The sequence below is a fragment of the Pseudomonas alvandae genome (assembly GCF_019141525.1).
Lineage (GTDB): Bacteria > Pseudomonadota > Gammaproteobacteria > Pseudomonadales > Pseudomonadaceae > Aquipseudomonas > Aquipseudomonas alvandae.
This window is the reverse complement of sequence record NZ_CP077080.1, coordinates 1,838,824-1,856,170: the sequence shown is the minus strand read 5'-3', so window position 1 is coordinate 1,856,170 and position 17,347 is coordinate 1,838,824. Positions and strand designations below refer to the sequence as shown.

Annotated in this window: 13 protein-coding genes and 4 tRNA genes; 8 read left to right on the top strand and 9 right to left on the bottom strand. The window is 60.6% G+C overall.

Annotation, left to right across the window (positions count from 1 at the left end):
- Positions 1–10: 10 nt before the first annotated feature.
- The 4 genes from KSS97_RS08200 to KSS97_RS08185 form a co-directional block, all read right to left on the bottom strand.
- Positions 11–87 (bottom strand) — tRNA-Asp (locus KSS97_RS08200).
- Positions 88–104: 17 nt separating this feature from the next.
- Positions 105–180 (bottom strand) — tRNA-Val (locus KSS97_RS08195).
- A gap of 175 nt (positions 181–355) precedes the next feature.
- Positions 356–432: transfer RNA gene (locus KSS97_RS08190), tRNA-Asp, on the bottom strand.
- 19 nt (positions 433–451) lie between these two features.
- Positions 452–527: transfer RNA gene (locus KSS97_RS08185), tRNA-Val, on the bottom strand.
- A 160-nt stretch (positions 528–687) separates the two neighbouring features.
- Between KSS97_RS08185 and rdgC the strand changes: the two genes are divergently transcribed.
- The 3 genes from rdgC to sugE all read left to right on the top strand — a co-directional run bounded on the left by rdgC (position 688) and on the right by sugE (position 3,153).
- Complete coding sequence (gene rdgC, locus KSS97_RS08180) at positions 688–1,608, top strand: recombination-associated protein RdgC (RefSeq protein ID WP_030142368.1); 921 nt, start codon at positions 688–690, stop codon at positions 1,606–1,608.
- Positions 1,609–1,751: 143 nt separating this feature from the next.
- Positions 1,752–2,717: a bile acid:sodium symporter family protein gene (locus tag KSS97_RS08175; protein ID WP_030142369.1), complete on the top strand. Its 966-nt coding sequence runs from the start codon at positions 1,752–1,754 to the stop codon at positions 2,715–2,717.
- Positions 2,718–2,838: 121 nt separating this feature from the next.
- Positions 2,839–3,153, top strand: coding sequence for a quaternary ammonium compound efflux SMR transporter SugE (gene sugE, locus KSS97_RS08170; protein ID WP_003204587.1), 315 nt, complete (start codon positions 2,839–2,841; stop codon positions 3,151–3,153).
- Between the two features lie 108 nt (positions 3,154–3,261).
- Here the strand turns inward: sugE and KSS97_RS08165 are convergent, their stop codons facing one another.
- The 3 genes from KSS97_RS08165 to KSS97_RS08155 form a co-directional block, all read right to left on the bottom strand.
- The gene (locus tag KSS97_RS08165) at positions 3,262–5,136 is read right to left on the bottom strand and encodes an MFS transporter (RefSeq protein WP_030142370.1); all 1,875 of its coding nucleotides are present in this window, start codon (positions 5,134–5,136) and stop codon (positions 3,262–3,264) included.
- An 81-nt stretch (positions 5,137–5,217) separates the two neighbouring features.
- The gene (locus KSS97_RS08160) at positions 5,218–6,366 is read right to left on the bottom strand and encodes a TDT family transporter (protein WP_217861436.1); all 1,149 of its coding nucleotides are present in this window, start codon (positions 6,364–6,366) and stop codon (positions 5,218–5,220) included.
- Positions 6,367–6,469: 103 nt separating this feature from the next.
- A complete protein-coding gene (locus KSS97_RS08155) occupies positions 6,470–7,663 on the bottom strand; it encodes an MFS transporter (protein WP_217861435.1) in 1,194 nt (397 codons plus the stop codon).
- Positions 7,664–7,766: 103 nt separating this feature from the next.
- On the opposite strand from KSS97_RS08155, the gene KSS97_RS08150 reads away from it, so the two are divergent.
- On the top strand, positions 7,767–8,306 hold the full coding sequence (locus KSS97_RS08150) for a TetR/AcrR family transcriptional regulator (protein ID WP_030142373.1): 540 nt from the start codon (positions 7,767–7,769) through the stop codon (positions 8,304–8,306).
- 242 nt (positions 8,307–8,548) lie between these two features.
- Positions 8,549–12,019: a hybrid sensor histidine kinase/response regulator gene (locus KSS97_RS08145; protein ID WP_198798102.1), complete on the top strand. Its 3,471-nt coding sequence runs from the start codon at positions 8,549–8,551 to the stop codon at positions 12,017–12,019.
- 139 nt (positions 12,020–12,158) lie between these two features.
- Here the strand turns inward: KSS97_RS08145 and KSS97_RS08140 are convergent, their stop codons facing one another.
- The gene (locus KSS97_RS08140) at positions 12,159–13,541 is read right to left on the bottom strand and encodes a DNA recombination protein RmuC (protein WP_187293364.1); all 1,383 of its coding nucleotides are present in this window, start codon (positions 13,539–13,541) and stop codon (positions 12,159–12,161) included.
- A gap of 175 nt (positions 13,542–13,716) precedes the next feature.
- Positions 13,717–14,040 carry an SEL1-like repeat protein gene (locus KSS97_RS08135; RefSeq protein ID WP_030142376.1) on the bottom strand — a complete coding sequence of 108 codons (324 nt, stop codon included), beginning with the start codon at positions 14,038–14,040 and terminating at the stop codon, positions 13,717–13,719.
- 900 nt (positions 14,041–14,940) lie between these two features.
- On the opposite strand from KSS97_RS08135, the gene KSS97_RS08130 reads away from it, so the two are divergent.
- The 3 genes from KSS97_RS08130 to KSS97_RS08120 all read left to right on the top strand — a co-directional run bounded on the left by KSS97_RS08130 (position 14,941) and on the right by KSS97_RS08120 (position 17,341).
- A complete protein-coding gene (locus KSS97_RS08130) occupies positions 14,941–15,165 on the top strand; it encodes a hypothetical protein (RefSeq protein ID WP_030142377.1) in 225 nt (74 codons plus the stop codon).
- A gap of 274 nt (positions 15,166–15,439) precedes the next feature.
- A complete protein-coding gene (locus KSS97_RS08125) occupies positions 15,440–15,922 on the top strand; it encodes a hypothetical protein (protein ID WP_217861434.1) in 483 nt (160 codons plus the stop codon).
- 144 nt (positions 15,923–16,066) lie between these two features.
- Entirely contained in the window at positions 16,067–17,341 is a 1,275-nt protein-coding gene (locus KSS97_RS08120) for an OmpP1/FadL family transporter (protein WP_198798103.1), read from the top strand.
- Positions 17,342–17,347 lie beyond the last annotated feature (6 nt).

Genomic DNA, 17,347 nt, shown 5'->3' with positions numbered 1-17,347 from the left:
GTGCCGAATATGGCGCAGCGGACGGGACTCGAACCCGCGACCCCCGGCGTGACAGGCCGGTATTCTAACCGACTGAACTACCGCTGCGCGTAACATTGAAAGTTTGGTGGGTGATGACGGGATCGAACCGCCGACATTCTGCTTGTAAGGCAGACGCTCTCCCAGCTGAGCTAATCACCCTTCACTTTCGATGCGGGGCGCATTCTCTCACAGTTTTTTGTAACGTGCTGATTTAATTAACAAATCCAGCAAAAAACATGAGCGACGCACACCGCAGGAACTGCAAACAGCAAAAAGCCCGCGTTAGCGGGCTTTCCGTGGTGACCTGGCGTTCAGTGTTCCAGGTAACCGAATATGGCGCAGCGGACGGGACTCGAACCCGCGACCCCCGGCGTGACAGGCCGGTATTCTAACCGACTGAACTACCGCTGCGCGTAACACTGGAAGCGAATGGTGGGTGATGACGGGATCGAACCGCCGACATTCTGCTTGTAAGGCAGACGCTCTCCCGGCTGAGCTAATCACCCTTCACTTTCGGTGTGGCGCGCATTCTACGGAGCAGCCCCTGAGCTGGCAAGCACTTTTTAAATTAATTTTTTCAGGCCTTCCAAAGGCTTAGCGAAGGGTTGGCCTATGGCGCCGCGAAGAGAATAATGCCCCCCTTTGTATAAAGGAGAGACTCACCCCATGTGGTTCAAGAACCTGCTTATCTATCGCCTGACCCAAGATCTGCCTGTTGATGCCGAGGCGTTGGAAACAGCACTGGCGAGCAAACTGGCGCGCCCCTGTGCAAGCCAGGAGTTGACCACTTACGGTTTCGTCGCGCCGTTTGGCAAAGGCGAAGATGCACCCTTGGTGCACGTCAGCCAGGATTTCCTGTTGATCGCCGCGCGCAAGGAAGAACGCATCCTGCCTGGCAGCGTCGTGCGCGACGCGGTCAAGGAAAAGGTCGAGGAAATCGAAGCCGAGCAAATGCGCAAGGTCTATAAAAAGGAACGGGACCAGATCAAGGATGAAATCATCCAGGCCTTCCTGCCTCGCGCGTTTATCCGTCGCTCGTCCACTTTTGCCGCCATCGCGCCAAAACAGGGCCTGATCCTGGTCAACTCCGCCAGCCCGAAACGCGCCGAAGACTTGCTCTCCACGCTGCGCGAAGTCATCGGCACGCTGCCCGTGCGTCCGCTCACCGTGAAGACCGCACCGACCGCGATCATGACCGACTGGGTCAAGACGCAGAAAGCTGCTGACGATTTCTACGTGCTGGACGAATGTGAACTGCGCGACACCCATGAAGACGGCGGGATCGTGCGTTGCAAGCGTCAGGACCTGACCAGCGACGAAATTCAGCTGCACCTGAACACCGGCAAGGTGGTGACCCAACTGTCGCTGGCGTGGCAGGACAAGTTGTCGTTCGTGCTCGACGACAAGATGGTGGTCAAGCGCCTGAAATTCGAAGACCTGCTGCAGGACCAGGCGGAGCAGGATGGCGGCGACGAGGCTCTTGGCCAGTTGGACGCCAGTTTCACCCTGATGATGCTGACGTTTGGCGAGTTCCTGCCGGCGTTGGTGGAAGCGCTGGGCGGGGAAGAGATTCCGCAGGGGATCTAAAGACTGTTGGTCTCTATGTGGGAGCGGGCTTGCTCGCGAAGGCTGACTGATATTCAACGATGATGTTGAATGACACTTCGCTTTCGCGAGCAAGCCCGCTCCCACATTGGGTTTGTGGTGTTCTTAATAATAAGGATCAGGTCATGCGTGCACTGGCTGCATTGAGCCGCTTTGTCGGCAATACGTTCGCTTACTGGGTGTTGTTCTTTGCGGTGCTGGCATTCATGCAACCGCAGTGGTTCGTCGACCTGAAGGTCGCCATCGTGCCCCTGCTGGGGCTGGTGATGTTCGGCATGGGCCTGGCACTCAAACTTGAAGACTTTGCCGAAGTGGCGCGTCGTCCGGGACGCGTGGCCCTGGGCGTGATTGCCCAGTTCGTGATCATGCCGGGTACGGCATGGCTGCTTTGCCAAGTATTCAGCCTGCCGCCGGAAATCGCCGTCGGGGTGATCCTGGTGGGCTGTTGCCCGAGCGGCACCTCCTCCAATGTCATGACCTGGCTCGCACGCGGTGACCTGGCCCTGGCCGTGGCGATTTCCGCCATCACCACCCTGCTCGCCCCTTTGCTGACCCCGGCACTGATCTGGCTGCTGGCTTCGGCTTGGCTGCCGGTGTCGTTCTCCGCGTTGTTCTGGTCGATCCTGCAGATTGTGTTGTTGCCCATCGCTCTGGGCATCATTGCCCAGCGACTGTTGGGCGCGCGGGTTCGTCACGCTGTTGAAGTGCTGCCTCTGGTCTCGGTGGTCAGCATCGTGATTATCGTCGCCGCAGTGGTCGCGGCCAGCCAGGCGAAGATCGCCGAATCCGGCTTGCTGATCATGGCCATTGTCGTCCTGCACAACAGCTTCGGCTACTTGCTGGGGTATTTCACCGGTCGGCTGTTCGGATTGCCGCTGGCCCAGCGCAAGACCTTGTCCCTGGAAGTCGGCATGCAGAACTCCGGCTTGGGCGCGGCGCTGGCCAGCGCGCACTTTTCGCCGTTGGCGGCGGTGCCCAGTGCGCTGTTCAGCGTCTGGCACAATATTTCCGGGGCACTGCTCTCGACCTGGTTCCGCCGCATGAGCGAAAAACAGGACCGTGAGCAATTGGCCCGGCAGGCGGCGGACTGAGCGAGCGACTTGATCAAACGGTCAGCATTGGGCATCCTTCTGCCCAATGCGGGGACGACCCCGCTGCTCCATAGGAGTTTTTCTTGTCCGGGGACGACCCCATCCATCGATGAGGTGTGTGATGTCCTGGATCATTCTGTTTTTTGCCGGCCTGTTCGAAGTCGGCTGGGCTGTCGGCCTGAAGTACACCGACGGCTTCAGCCGCCCGCTCCCCACTGCGCTGACCATTGCCGCCATGGCGATCAGCCTCGGCCTGCTTGGCCTTGCAATGAAGGAATTGCCGCTGGGCACGGCCTACGCGATCTGGACCGGGGTCGGTGCCGTGGGCACGGTGATCGCCGGGATCATTCTGTTTGGTGAGTCAATGGCGCTGGTTCGGTTGGCCAGCGTCGCGTTGATCGTTGCCGGGCTGATCGGGCTCAAGGTCAGCGCTTAGATCCGTTTCTGTGGGAGCGAGCTTGCTCGCGATTACAATCAGCCAGCTGGCGTCGATGTCACAGGCAGACCGCTATCGCGAGCAAGCTCGCTCCCACAGGGTTTCGGCTTATCTCACAGCCCCGCGCAACTCCCCCACCAGCGCTTGCAACTTCGCAGGCTCAGCCGCCTCGACCGCCACCGCCGTCCCCGCCACCAAAGTCACTCGCGACCAAAAACGACGGAACATTCCTTTACTCGGATCGCGACTGAAGAAGCTCCCCCACAACCCTTGCAGCGCCAGCGGGATCACCGGCACCGGCGTTTCCTGGAGGATGCGCGTCAAGCCACTCTTGAACTCATTGATCTCACCGTCGGCGGTCAACTTTCCTTCAGGGAAGATGCACACCAGCTCACCGTCTTTCAGATACTGGGCGATGCGGCTGAAGGCTTTTTCGTAGATATGGATGTCTTCCTGGCGCCCGGCAATCGGAATCGTCCCGGCGGTGCGAAAGATAAAGTTCAGCACCGGCAGGTTGTAGATCTTGTAGTACATGACAAAGCGAATCGGCCGACGCACCGCGCCGCCAATCAACAAGGCATCGACAAACGACACGTGATTGCACACAAGCAGCGCGGCGCCTTCGTCAGGAATCGCGTCCAGGTTGCGATGCTCCACGCGGTACATGGAGTGGCTGAGCAGCCAGATCATGAAACGCATGCTGAACTCGGGGACGATCTTGAAGATGTAGGCGTTGACGCCAATGTTCAGCAGCGACACCACCAGGAACAACTGCGGAATCGACAGCTTGGCCAGGCTCAGCAGGACGATGGAGACAATCGCCGAGACCACCATGAACAAGGCATTGAGAATGTTGTTGGCGGCGATGACCCGCGCCCGCTCGTTTTCGACGGTACGCGACTGGATCAGTGCATACAGGGGCACGATGTAGAAACCACCGAAGATGCCCAGGCCGAGAATATCGATCAGCACCAGCCAGGCGTGGCCGAACCCGAGAATCTGCAGCCAGCCGTGGCCGTCGACGCTGTCGGGGATCCCACCGGAATGCCACCACAGCAGCAGGCCGAACACGGTCAGCCCGAACGAGCCGAACGGCACCAGGCCGATCTCGACTTTGCGCCCCGACAGCTTTTCGCAGAGCATCGAGCCCAAGGCGATCCCCACCGAGAACACCGTAAGGATCAGGGTCACGACGGTTTCATCGCCGTGCATCCATTCCTTGGCATAGGCGGGAATCTGCGTCAGGTAGATCGCCCCGACAAACCAGAACCATGAGTTGCCAACGATGGAACGGGATACCGCCGGCGTCTGCCCCAGGCCCAACTTCAGCGTGGCCCAGGACTGGCTGAAAATGTTCCAGTTCAAGCGCATCTGCGGCGAAGCGGCCGCTGCCCGTGGGATGCTGCGACTGGCCAGGTAGCCGGCCGCGGCAATGCCGACAATCGCCACTGACACGACTGGCGCGTAGTGCGCCGACGACATCATGATTCCTGCGCCGATGGTGCCGGCGAGGATCGCCAGGAACGTCCCCATCTCCACCAGGCCATTTCCGCCAACCAGTTCATCCTCGCGCAGGGCCTGCGGCAGAATCGAATACTTCACCGGCCCGAACAGCGCCGAGTGGGTGCCCATGGCAAACAGCGCCACCAGCATCAGCCACAGGTGATCGAACAGGAACCCCAACGCACCGACCGCCATGATCGCGATCTCGCCCAGCTTGATCAGGCGAATCAACGCATCCTTGGCGAATTTTTCCCCAAACTGGCCCGCCAATGCGGAGAACAGGAAGAACGGCAAGATGAACAAGAGCGCGCAGAGGTTGACCCAAATCGAGCGGTCACCCTCAATGGTCAGTTTGTAGAGGATGGCGAGAATCAGCGACTGCTTGAAAATGTTGTCGTTGAACGCGCCAAGGGACTGCGTAATGAAGAACGGCAGGAAGCGCCGCGTGCGAAGCAAATTGAACTGCGAAGGGTGACTCATCTTCCATGTTCCTGAGTGGCGTGGACGCTTATTGGAATGACGCTTTTTCGATCCAGGCCACACATTACCTGTCTTTGCCGATTATTTCGCCAGCGCCGCAATGCAGGGCGACACAAACAACTCACCGTGCCAGGCGCCGACCAGCGTGCGCCAGCCAACGATCAGCCACATCACCACCAGCAGCGCCACCAGCCCACAGCCGAACACACTGAAAAACGCCAGGCTCAGCAGGCTCGCCAGCTTCAGGGTTGTCAGCGCATACACGCCCAAGGGAAAGGTGAAGCCCCACCAACCAAGGTTGAACGGGATGCCTTCACGCAAATAGCGCGCGGTGATCAACAGCGCCATCAACATCCACCAGAAACCGAAGCCCCACAGGGTGATGCCGGCGACCAATCCCAGGCCTGAAGCGACCTCGCCCATGCCCGGCAGACCATTGGCGGCGAAAATCATGGGCGCATCACCGCCCAGCAACAACATGCCCAGGGCGCCGGTACCGATCGGGCCAAGGGCCAGCCAGCTCGAAGCAGCCATGTTTTCGTGGGGCAGTTTATGCAGGGCCATGCGCAACAGCAGGATCGTCAGAATGCTGAATGCCACCGGTAGGGAAAATGCCCAGAGTATGTAGCTGGTGACCAACGTCACCAGTTGCGAATGGGCGTCCCCAAGGTGCGGTGCCAATAACCCACCGCTGGCGGCGGCGACTTCGGCAGCCACCACGGGCAACAGCCACACGGCCGTCATCTGGTCGATGCGGTGTTCCTGGCGGGTAAACATCAGGTACGGAATCAACACGCCGCAGGCCAATGACATCGCCACGTCGATCCACCACAACACCTCGACCAGCGACAGCACGCCCTCCCCCCAGCGCGGGACGCCGAACAGTAGGAAACCGTTGATGATGGTTGCCAGCCCCATCGGAATCGTGCCGAAAAACATCGACACGGTTGAATGTCCGAAGATCCGCCGGGCCTCATCAAAGAAGAGCACCCAGCGAGCGGTGTAGAGCCCGGCAAACACAATGAACAGCAAAATGTTGAGCAACCACAGCCCTTCAGCCACCCGGTGCAAGCCCGGGGTCGCCCCGGGCAACTGCGCCAAGGCCAGCGCCAGCACACCGGTGCCCATAGTGGCGGCGAACCAATTCGGGGTGAATTGCCGAACGACTTCCAGCGGACTCGGCAGATGGCTCAGGGGGCGCAGGCGATATCTTTCAGCACGGCACGTCATGGTCACTTCTCTCCTCGGATAAGGTGACGCCATGCTAGAACCTGAAAGAATATCTATATAACGGGTAATTTCTCTATATCTAATCTGTTTTTCAGATATACGATCAAGAACGAAGCCCATCAGCCAACGGTTTCGCGGGTTGGCGCAGCAAGCCTGCCAGCGCGCCGACGGCCATTAAGATCAGCACTGCACCAAAACCATTGGTGGTCGGAATCAGACCGTAGAGACGCGTCAGGTTCCCAGCCAGCAGCGACGGCAAGCTGAACGCCAAGTAGCTGAGCACATAGAACGCCGACATCAACCCCGCCCGTTCGTGGGGCAAGGCCAGCGGCATGATGCTGCGCAGGGCACCGAGGAATCCCGAACCGAAACCGCTGCCGGTAATCAGCGTGCCAATGAAAAACAAGGGCAGGCTGGCCGTGTGCACGGCGATCAGCACCAGGGCCAGGCCAAGTACCAGCAGGCTGGCGCCAAGCCGCAGCATCATGTCCGCCGCGCGGTTACGCAGGGCATAGATCGACAACGCCCCCGTGAGCGTCAACACGGCCACCAGCGCACCGCCGATCAGGTTCGACGTCGACCCGGTCGCGGCCCGAACCAAAGACGGCGCCAGGGACAGATAGAATCCACCGACCGCCCAGGCCGCCAAGTCCAAGGGCAATATCAGCCACAATGCGCGCCGCGCCTGGACCGGCACATGTAAGGTCGGGCGCAGCGATCGCCAGGCCCCGGGTTGTGGGCTGACGCTTTCCGCCAGGCGCCAGAGGTAAATGGCTTGGAAGACAAACAACGCCAACAGAATCCAGTAGGTCAGTTGCAACGGCATCGGCGCGAATTCTGCCAACAAGCCACACCCCATCGCGCCACATGCCATGCCCAGCAGAGGCGCCACGCTGGTGATCAGCGGGCCCTGCTGGCGATCGAAATCCAGCAACGCTGCGCCCAAGACACTGGTGGCCATGCCCGTGGCGAAGCCCTGGATCAACCGCGCGCCGATCAACCAGGCGACACTCTCGGCATTGATAAATAGCAGCATCGCCAGCACGTTGAGCAGCAACGCGACGAAAATCACCGGTCTGCGGCCGAGGTAATCAGACAACGAGCCGACGACCAACAGGGCCGCCAACAGACTGAACGCGTACACGCCGAAGATTAGTGTCAGGATCGCCGGGGAGAATTGCATGTGCTCCTGGTAGAGGTGGTACAACGGCGTCGGCGCGCTGGACGCCGCCAGAAAACCGAGCAAGGTGATCGCCAGAAATATCAGGCTGACGCGGGTCGAAGCTGGACGAGACATGGGCACGCTCCACAAGGACATTCATAAAAGCTAATTTTTTGCTTTTGCCGAGTGTGCTACCGGTGTGTGCTTAAAGCAAATTCTTTGTGTTAAGGTCCGACACATGGCTATCAAAGAAGGTTTACGCCCCGGCGGCAGAAGCGCCCGGGTCCAAGAGTCGATTCATTCGGCGGTGCGCGCCCTGCTCCAGGAGCAGGATCGCGCCACCCTGACCGTGCCGCAGATCGCTGCGCGCGCGGGCGTCACGCCGTCCACCATTTACCGGCGCTGGGGCGATCTGCCGGCGCTGCTGGCCGACGTCGCCATCGAGCGCATGCGCCCCGACGGCGAACCGGCCAACACCGGCAGCCTGCGCGGCGACTTGCGCGCCTGGGCCGAGCAATACCTGGACGAAATGACTTCCGAGCCCGGCCGCAACATGATGCGCGACATCCAGGCCTGCGCCACGCCGGGGTATTGCGTGGGCATTATCAGCGGCCAACTGCAGATCATCCTGGACCGTTATCCCGATGAGCCGAATCCCGGGATCGAGCGGTTGGTGAACGTGATCGTCGCGCCGACGGTGTTTCGCATCCTCTTCGCCACGGCGCCGCTGGAGGTCGAGGAGTTGTATCGGTTGGTGGATATGGCGTTGGATCAGTGAAAATGCCATCGCGAGCAAGCTCGCTCCCACATTGGATTTCGGTGTGCCACAAATCTTGTATTCGATAAATAGCCATTGTGGGAGCGGGCTTGCTCGCGAAAGCGGCCCGAAAGAACACTAAATAATTCCCCACCCGCGACACCCCGCCGCGCCTCGACCTTGGTCGACACTGACGAACCCGAGCGGGCATGCGAGACTGTCTTGCCGGGCTCAAGCCCGGGCGTATTTGTCTGGGAGTTTCCATGTCGCTGTCCAGCGGGCTGATCGCCGTTGTCGCCCTGGCCTATATGGCCATCATGTTCGCCATCGCCTTCTACGGCGACCGACGCAGCACGCCGCTGCCGCCGCGCGTGCGGGCGTGGGTCTATAGCCTGTCGCTGGCAGTGTATTGCACCAGTTGGACGTTCTTTGGCGCAGTGGGCCAGGCCGCCGAACAACTCTGGGCCTTCCTGCCGATCTACCTCGGGCCGATCCTGTTGATGGTGTTGGCGCCGTGGGTCCTGCAGAAGATGGTGATGATCAGCAAGCAGGAGAACATCACCTCCATCGCCGACTTCATCGCCGCCCGCTATGGCAAGTCCCAATCCCTGGCGGTGGTGGTGGCCCTGATCTGCCTGGTCGGCGTGCTGCCCTACATTGCCTTGCAGCTCAAGGGGATCGTGCTCGGAGTGAACCTGTTGATCGGCGCCGGAGCCGACGCCATGGGCACCCGGGCGCAGGATACGGCGTTGATCGTCTCGCTGATCCTGGCACTGTTCACGATTGTCTTCGGCACCCGCAACCTCGACGCCACCGAGCACCACCGCGGCATGGTGCTGGCGATTGCCTTTGAATCCCTGGTCAAGCTGTTCGCCTTCCTGGCGGTCGGCGCGTTCGTCACGTTCGGCCTTTATGACGGCTTCGACGATCTCTTCAACCAGGCGATGCTGGCGCCGCGACTGGAGCAGTACTGGAAAGAAACCATCAACTGGCCGTCCATGGTGGTGCAGACCGGGGTGGCGATGATGGCGATCATTTGCCTGCCGCGGCAGTTCCACGTCACCGTGGTCGAGAACATCGAACCCCAGGACCTGCGCCTGGCCAAATGGGTGTTCCCCGCCTACCTGGCCCTGGCGGCGCTGTTCGTCGTGCCGATCGCCCTCGCCGGGCAAATGATGTTGCCCAGCTCGGTGTTGCCGGACTCGTTCGTCATCAGCCTACCGCTCGCCCAAGCCCATCCGGCGCTGGCGGTGCTGGCCTTCATCGGCGGCGCCTCGGCCGCCACCGGCATGGTCATCGTCGCGAGTGTCGCGCTGTCGACCATGGTCTCCAATGACATGCTGTTGCCCTGGCTGCTGCGCCGCAACAATGCCGAGCGGCCGTTTGAAGTATTCCGCCAATGGATGCTGTCGGTACGCCGGGTGAGTATTGTCGTGATTCTCCTGCTGGCCTACGTCAGCTATCGATTGCTGGGTTCGACAGCGAGCCTGGCGACCATCGGCCAGATCGCCTTCGCCGCAGTGACGCAACTGGCGCCCGCCATGCTCGGCGCGCTGTACTGGAAACAGGCAAACCGGCGCGGTGTGTTTGCCGGCCTCGCCATGGGCATATTCCTCTGGTTCTACACTCTGGTGCTGCCGATCGCCGCCCACAGCCTGGGCTGGTCGCTGGGCAGTTTCCCCGGTCTGGCCTGGCTGCATGGCAACCCACTGAACCTGCCGATCACCCCGCTGACCCAAGGCGTCGTCCTGTCCCTGGCCGGCAACTTCATATTGTTCGCCTGGGTCTCGGTGCTGTCGCGCACGCGCGTGTCGGAGCATTGGCAGGCTGGACGCTTCATCGGCCAAGAGATCAGCGCCCGACCCAATCCACGCTCCATGCTGGCGGTGCAGATCGATGATCTGTTGCAACTTGCCGCCCGCTTCGTCGGCGAAGAACGCGCGCGCCAGAGCTTCATCCGCTTTGCCTATCGCCAAGGCAAGGGTTTCAACCCAAGCCAGAACGCCGACAGCGAATGGATCGCCCACACCGAGCGCCTGCTGGCCGGCGTCCTGGGGGCCTCTTCGACGCGAGCGGTGGTGAAGGCGGCGATCGAAGGCCGGGAGATGCAACTGGAAGACGTCGTGCGGATCGCCGACGAAGCGTCCGAGGTGCTGCAATTCAACCGGGCCCTGCTGCAAGGCGCCATTGAAAACATCACCCAAGGCATCAGCGTGGTCGATCAGTCCCTGCGGCTGGTGGCGTGGAACCGCCGGTACCTGGAATTGTTCAACTACCCCGACGGCTTGATCAGCGTCGGTCGGCCGATCGCCGACATCATCCGCTACAACGCCGAGCGCGGCCTCTGTGGTCCGGGCGAGGCGGAAGTCCATGTCGCCCGGCGCCTGCACTGGATGCGCCAGGGCCGGGCGCACACCTCGGAACGGCTATTCCCCAACGGCCGGGTGATCGAGCTGATCGGCAACCCGATGCCCGGCGGCGGTTTTGTCATGAGTTTCACCGATATCACCGCGTTCCGCGAAGCCGCCCAGGCCTTGACCGAAGCCAACGAAGGGCTGGAACAACGGGTGGCCGAACGCACCCGCGAACTCTCGCAACTGAACCTGGCCCTGACCGAAGCCAAGAGCACGGCCGAATCCGCGTACCAATCCAAGACCCGCTTCCTCGCCGCTGTCAGCCATGACCTGATGCAACCGCTCAACGCCGCGCGACTGTTCTCCGCCGCGCTGTCCCACCAGCACGACGGCTTGCCGGGCGAGGCCCGGCAGTTGGTCCAGCATCTGGACAGCTCATTGCGCTCGGCCGAGGACCTGATCACTGACCTGCTGGACATTTCCCGGCTGGAAAACGGCAAGATCAACCCCGACCGCAAGCCGTTCGCCCTCAACGATTTGTTCGACACGCTGGGCGCCGAATTCACGGCGCTGGCCCAGGAGCAAGGCCTGAAATTTCGGGTTCGTGGTTCGCGGCTGCGGGTCGACAGCGACATCAAGTTGCTGCGGCGCGTTCTGCAGAACTTCCTCACCAACGCCTTCCGCTACGCCAAGGGGCCGGTGCTGCTGGGCGTACGCCGCCGCGACGGTGAGCTGTGCCTGGAGGTCTGGGATCGAGGGCCGGGCATCGCCGAAGACAAACAGCAAGTGATTTTCGAAGAGTTCAAACGCCTCGACAGCCATCAGACCCGCGCCGAAAAAGGCCTCGGCCTCGGCCTGGCGATCGCTGATGGGCTGTGCCGCGTGCTTGGCCATACATTGCGCGTACGCTCCTGGCCGGGGCGCGGCAGTGTGTTCAGCGTCAGCGTGCCGCTGGCCAGCACGCAAGTCGTGGCGCCCACTGTCGTGGTCGAGCCCAACGGTCACTTGCCCAGCGGAGCGCAGGTGCTGTGCGTGGACAACGAAGACAGCATCCTGATTGGCATGGACAGCCTGCTGACCCGCTGGGGTTGCCGGGTGTGGACCGCGCGCAACCGCGAGGAATGCGAGCGCTGGCTGACCCAGGGTGGCCGCCCGCAACTGGCCCTGGTGGATTTTCATCTGGACGACGGCGAAACGGGTACCGAGTTGATGGCCTGGTTGCGCACGCGGATGGGCGAACCGGTGCCGGGCGTGGTGATCAGCGCCGACGGCCGGCCCGAGACCGTGGCCCAGGTGCATGCGGCGGGATTGGATTACTTGGCCAAGCCAGTGAAACCGGCCGCGTTGAGAGCGTTGTTGAGTCGGCATTTGCCGTTGTAATCCAGGGAAAAGGTAACCCCCTGTGGCCAGGGAGCTTGCTCCCGCTGGGCTGCGTAGCGGCCCTCTTATTTGTGAGCGCTGCGCACTCAAGCGGGAGCAAGCTCCCTCGCCACAAGGGGGGCGGTGCAAACCTTGAAGGCTACTGACCCTGGCTTTCTTCGCCGGTCTCTTCAGGCAACCCATCCACATCCGCCATTGCGCGCTCGAGCAGCTCCGCAGGCAGGCTCTTGCTCGCCCGGGCGCCCAGCAGCTTCAGTTGTTCGCTGCGGCTGACCAGGTTGCCGCGCCCTTCCGTCAGCTTGTTGCGTGCAGCGGCGTAGGCTTTGTCCAACTGCTGCAAGCGGCTGCCGATTTCATCCAGGTCTTGGATGAACAGGACGAACTTGTCATACAGCCACCCCGCCCGCTCGGCGATTTCCCGGGCGTTCTGGCTCTGGCGTTCCTGTTTCCACAGGCTGTCGATCACCCGCAAGGTCGCCAACAGCGTAGTCGGGCTGACGATGACGATGTTGCGATCGAAGGCTTCCTGGAACAGATTAGGCTCGGCTTGCAGGGCCGCGGAAAATGCCGCTTCGATCGGCACGAACAGCAACACGAAATCCAGGCTGTGCAAACCGTCCAGGCGCTTGTAGTCCTTGCCGGCCAAGCCTTTGACGTGGGCCCGCAACGACACCACGTGTTGCTTGAGGGCGAGCTGGCCGATGGCATTGTCCTCGGCGGCCACGTATTGCTGGTAAGCCGTCAGGCTGACTTTTGAATCGACGACGACTTGCTTGTCGCCGGGCAGGTAGATCAACACGTCTGGCTGGAAACGTTCACCATCCGGGCCCTTGAGGCTGACTTGGGTCTGGTATTCGCGGCCCTTCTCCAGGCCGGCATGTTCCAGGACACGCTCCAAAATCAATTCGCCCCAGTTGCCCTGGGTTTTCTGGCCCTTGAGCGCCCGGGTGAGGTTGGTGGCTTCATCGCTCAGGCGCAGGTTCAGTTGTTGCAGCCGCTCCAGCTCCTTGCCCAGGGAGAATCGCTCCCGCGCCTCGGCCTGATAGCTTTCTTCGACGCGTTTTTCGAAGGACTGGATGCGCTCCTTCAGTGGATCGAGCAATTGCCCGAGGCGCTGCTGGCTGGTTTCGGCGAAGCGCTGTTCGCGCTCATCGAAGATTTTCCCCGCCAGCTCAGCGAACTGGGCGCGCAATGCGTCTCGCGAGCCTTGCAGGTCGTCCAGGCGCTGCTGATGGCTTTCCTGCTGCTCGCGCAATTCGGCATGCAACGAGGCCGCCTGGGCATCGAGGCGGCGCAGTTCCGCTTCTTTATTGGCGCGTTCCAGGTTCCAGGCATGAGCTGCGTCCCTGGCGTTGTCGCGTTCGATCTGCAGCAACTCGACCTCGCGACACGCAGCGGCGAGCTCGGCCTGCTTGGCAGCATTGGCCTGGCTCAGGTCGCTGATTTCGTCGCGGCAAGCATCGAGTTGGGCGTTCAACCCATCGTGGGCCATGTGGGCGGTGGCCAGGCGTTCTTCCAGCAGTGCCAGTTCGGTCTGCGCCGCGCTGGCCTGGCGTTGCAGGTGCCAGGCCAGTGCCAACAGCGGCACCGCAGCGCCTGCCAGGCCTAGCAACAGGCTGGTCAAATCCATCGCCATGACAATTCCCGCGCAAGAAATAAAGGCCGAAGGTTAACCAAGCCGCCAAGCGTTGCCCAGCTCAGTCTTCGATTTCGCCCAATGCCTGGCGGGCGCGATGATCGCCGGCCCGCGCGGCTTGGCGCAGCAAGTCCTGGCCGATGCGACGGTCTCGCGCGTTGCCACATTCGCGGCACATCAACTGGCCGAGGCGACTTTGCGCAGCCACCACGCCTTCACGCGCCGGTTGCTTGAGCAGGCGACCGGCCAAGTGCTTGACGCTAGGGCGTTCGCCCAAGCGCGGGCTGTCCAGCAGCCACTCGGCGACGCGCATCGATATGCGTTTGGGTGGGGTAACACCGGAGGGTGCGGCGGTAACAGGATTTGATACGGAGCGAAACTTCATGACGCACTACGGGACAGATCGGAAGGCGCGCCACTCTACTCCTTTTTTCGTACGGGTAAAGTCGAAAAAATCCAGCACGCCCGTCCTAGAGCAAGCGCGTGGGACAATCCACAGAAGCTGTGGATAACTCAGTGGACAACCCACCCTGAACCCGTCGCAAGCCCTGTGGAACGGGGCCTGCGCTCAAACTGACGATTTTTTCACCAGTAAAAAAAAGCGATGTTTTTCATTGACTTAAATTTTGGATACAGGCACCTACCCCGGAATGTTTCAACGTGACAGTTAGGTGACAACTCGGTGCACCGGTGTGTACAAGTAACATCCGAACGGTTATATCGCCGCGCTTTTTTGGCTCATCAGGGCTTGCATCCTGTGGACAAATCTGATCAATGAAGGCAAACCGCCATCCGCCGGTCGTCGGCGGGACTGTTTCTATTTTGACCAATGCCCTTCCCTTCACCGATTCGATCCGTTATTATCCGCGGCGTTAGTACCAAGCTGAAAGTCAATTCCGGGTCGGAAACATCTCTGCGGTCAGCCATCCCCCAAGGGACGCCTTACCGAAAAAAAAGACCGCCCCCCTCGATGGTTTCCAGGTAACCCTTGCACCGACACGCTTTTCGCACGAATGCGAGGTGTGATGCCAGGCTCATTACTCTGACCGAACCAACCTGCAAAATTGATCAGGATCTTCACCCTGGGCCCAGAACCTTTGCCCTTGTCGTGTTGCCTGCCCTCCTAAGTACCTACCTGCCAGCCCAAGCGCGCCCTTTATCTAGCGCTCAAACTGGCTGCTTTGTTCCAGTCGGGTTCTTCGTTCGACCAATGGTGGTCGACGTTACTGGAACGTTTTAACGCTGCACGGTTCTTAACCGTGTCATTTGCAGGAACACCCATAACATGTCTAATCAAATCCAGACACAGGATGCCATTCGCACCCTAACCAACGCTTTTGCTCCAATGAACTGCCTGATCATGGCCGCTCGCAAAGGCTGCTTCAGCTTCACGCTGGTCAACGAACACGGTATCGCTCGTCACAGCGAACGCTTGTATCCCGACCAGTACTCCAGCGAAGAACCGCTGCAGGCCGTGATCAAGCGTACCCGCCAGGCACTGGTTGCCTGAAACGCCGAAGCGCTGAAACCCAAAGGCCCCGCCCGAAAAGCGGGGCTTTTTATTGCCCGGCGTTTCTCGATAAAGCGCAGCGGCGTAAGCACGTATGGCTATAACAGTCATAACCGTTCGGCGAACATGGTTTAAAAACAGTCCTTTACAGCGCAGATATGACACTACACTTCAACTCGAGCGGCATGATCCGCTTCGGCGGAGCCTGAACCGATCCACCCGCTGCCAAGCCCATACCTTCAGGCTTCGCCCATTTTCCCGATCCGAGGGTCTTATGGGTATCGCTGCCAGCGAACTGTGTCGATATGTGATCCGCCCGACGCTCCTGTACCTGGGGAGCCACAGCACCACGGCGGAAGCCTTGTTGCTGGGGATTGCTGCCAGCCAGTCAGGCCTGGGCGCTGCCTTGCATGACCGTCGCGGACACGGTTTGTACCGGATCACCGAACCTCGCCATCAAGCCCTCTGGGACGACTACCTCGCCCTCGACCCGGAACGTGCCAGCCTGGTGCGTGGCCTGGCGAGCCAGCACGCTTTCCTCAGCGGCCCTCATCTGGAACTCACCGTCAACCTGCGCTACGCCACGGCCATCGCCTGGTTATTGGTGGAAGAACACGCCACCCCGCTCCCCAACGCCGACGATGTGCTGGGCATGGCCCGGATCTGGCGCCAGGTTTTCCACCCTCCAGGCCGCCTAAGGGACTTTACCTGCGCCTGGCAAAATTGTGTCTCACCTGTGAATCAGGTCGCCTGCTGAACGGAAAAATGGAAACTTCCTACAAATGTCATGAATTTGGTCGGATTGTCCTACAAAACCCCTCTAAAACAAGCGATACAAGCTATAGCGCTTGCACGAAAATGTTGGTAATTTTCGCCTCGGTGATCACCTGGAGTTCTAACAATGAAAAAAATGATGCTCAAAACCACCCTTGGCCTTGCCGTGACCTTGGCATCCACCCAACTTTTTGCCAGTGGCTTTGCCTTGAACGAACAAAGCATCAGTGGCATGGGCACTGGCTTCGCGGGTCGTTCTTCTTCTGCCGATGATGCAAGCACCGTGTTCGGCAACCCTGCCGGCATGTCGCGCCTCAAGCGTCAACAAGTCACCGGCGGTTTCGCTGCCATCGACGCCTCCACCGATATCAACGATGCCAGCGGCAGCCGCTCCGGCACCAACGATGGCGACATGGTTCCGCTCACCGGTGTTCCGATGGGCTATTACGTCAAGCCTATCGATGATCAGTGGGCATTCGGCCTGGGCGTGTACGCGCCGTTCGGCCTGATCACCGACTATGAAAACAGCTTCCAGGGCCGCAACTTCGGCAGCAAGAGCGTAGTGAAGGTCGTGACCTTCCAGCCAACCGTCAGCTATGCCTTCAATGACAAGGTATCGATCGGTTTCGGCCCGACCATCAACCGGATTTCGGGTTCGTTGGAGTCGGCGCTGAATACGCCGTTTTCGCCTAACGACGGCAATGTCAAAATCAAGGGCGACGACATCGGCTACGGCTATAACATCGGCTTGCTGGTCCAGGCCACCGACACTACCCGCGTCGGCCTGACCTACCACTCCAAGGTCAAGTACAAGCTCGAAGGCCACACCGAAGTAAGCCCTGGTGCTGGTACGCCTGGCTTCCTGCTGAGTGGCGCGCGCTACGACGCCTCGCTGGACATCACCACGCCTGAGTCGGTGGACTTTTCCGTCACCCAGGAAATCAACGATGCCTGGACCGTCTACGCCGGCAGCACCTGGACTCGCTGGAGCCGCCTGAAAGACATCACCGTGAACAATGACGTCACGGGCGGCGGCGCATTGAACCCAACCCTCTTCGGCACCATCACCGAAGAACAGAACTGGCACGACACCTGGGCCTACGCCATCGGTACCTCCTACCAGCTGAACAAGCAGTGGGTACTGCGCACCGGCCTGTCCTTCGACCAGTCGCCGACCAACAACACCGACCGCTCGCCACGTATCCCTACCGGTGACCGGACCATCTTCAGCCTCGGTGCCGGCTGGAGCCCAACCGAAGACCTGACCATCGACGTGGCGTATTCCTACCTCAAGGAAGAAAAAGTCAACGTCAACAGGACCAACGCCTTGGGTCAAGCCTACAGCGCTGAATACGAAAACAGCGCCAACGGCTTCGGTGTCGGTGCAACCTATCGCTTCTGATGATTC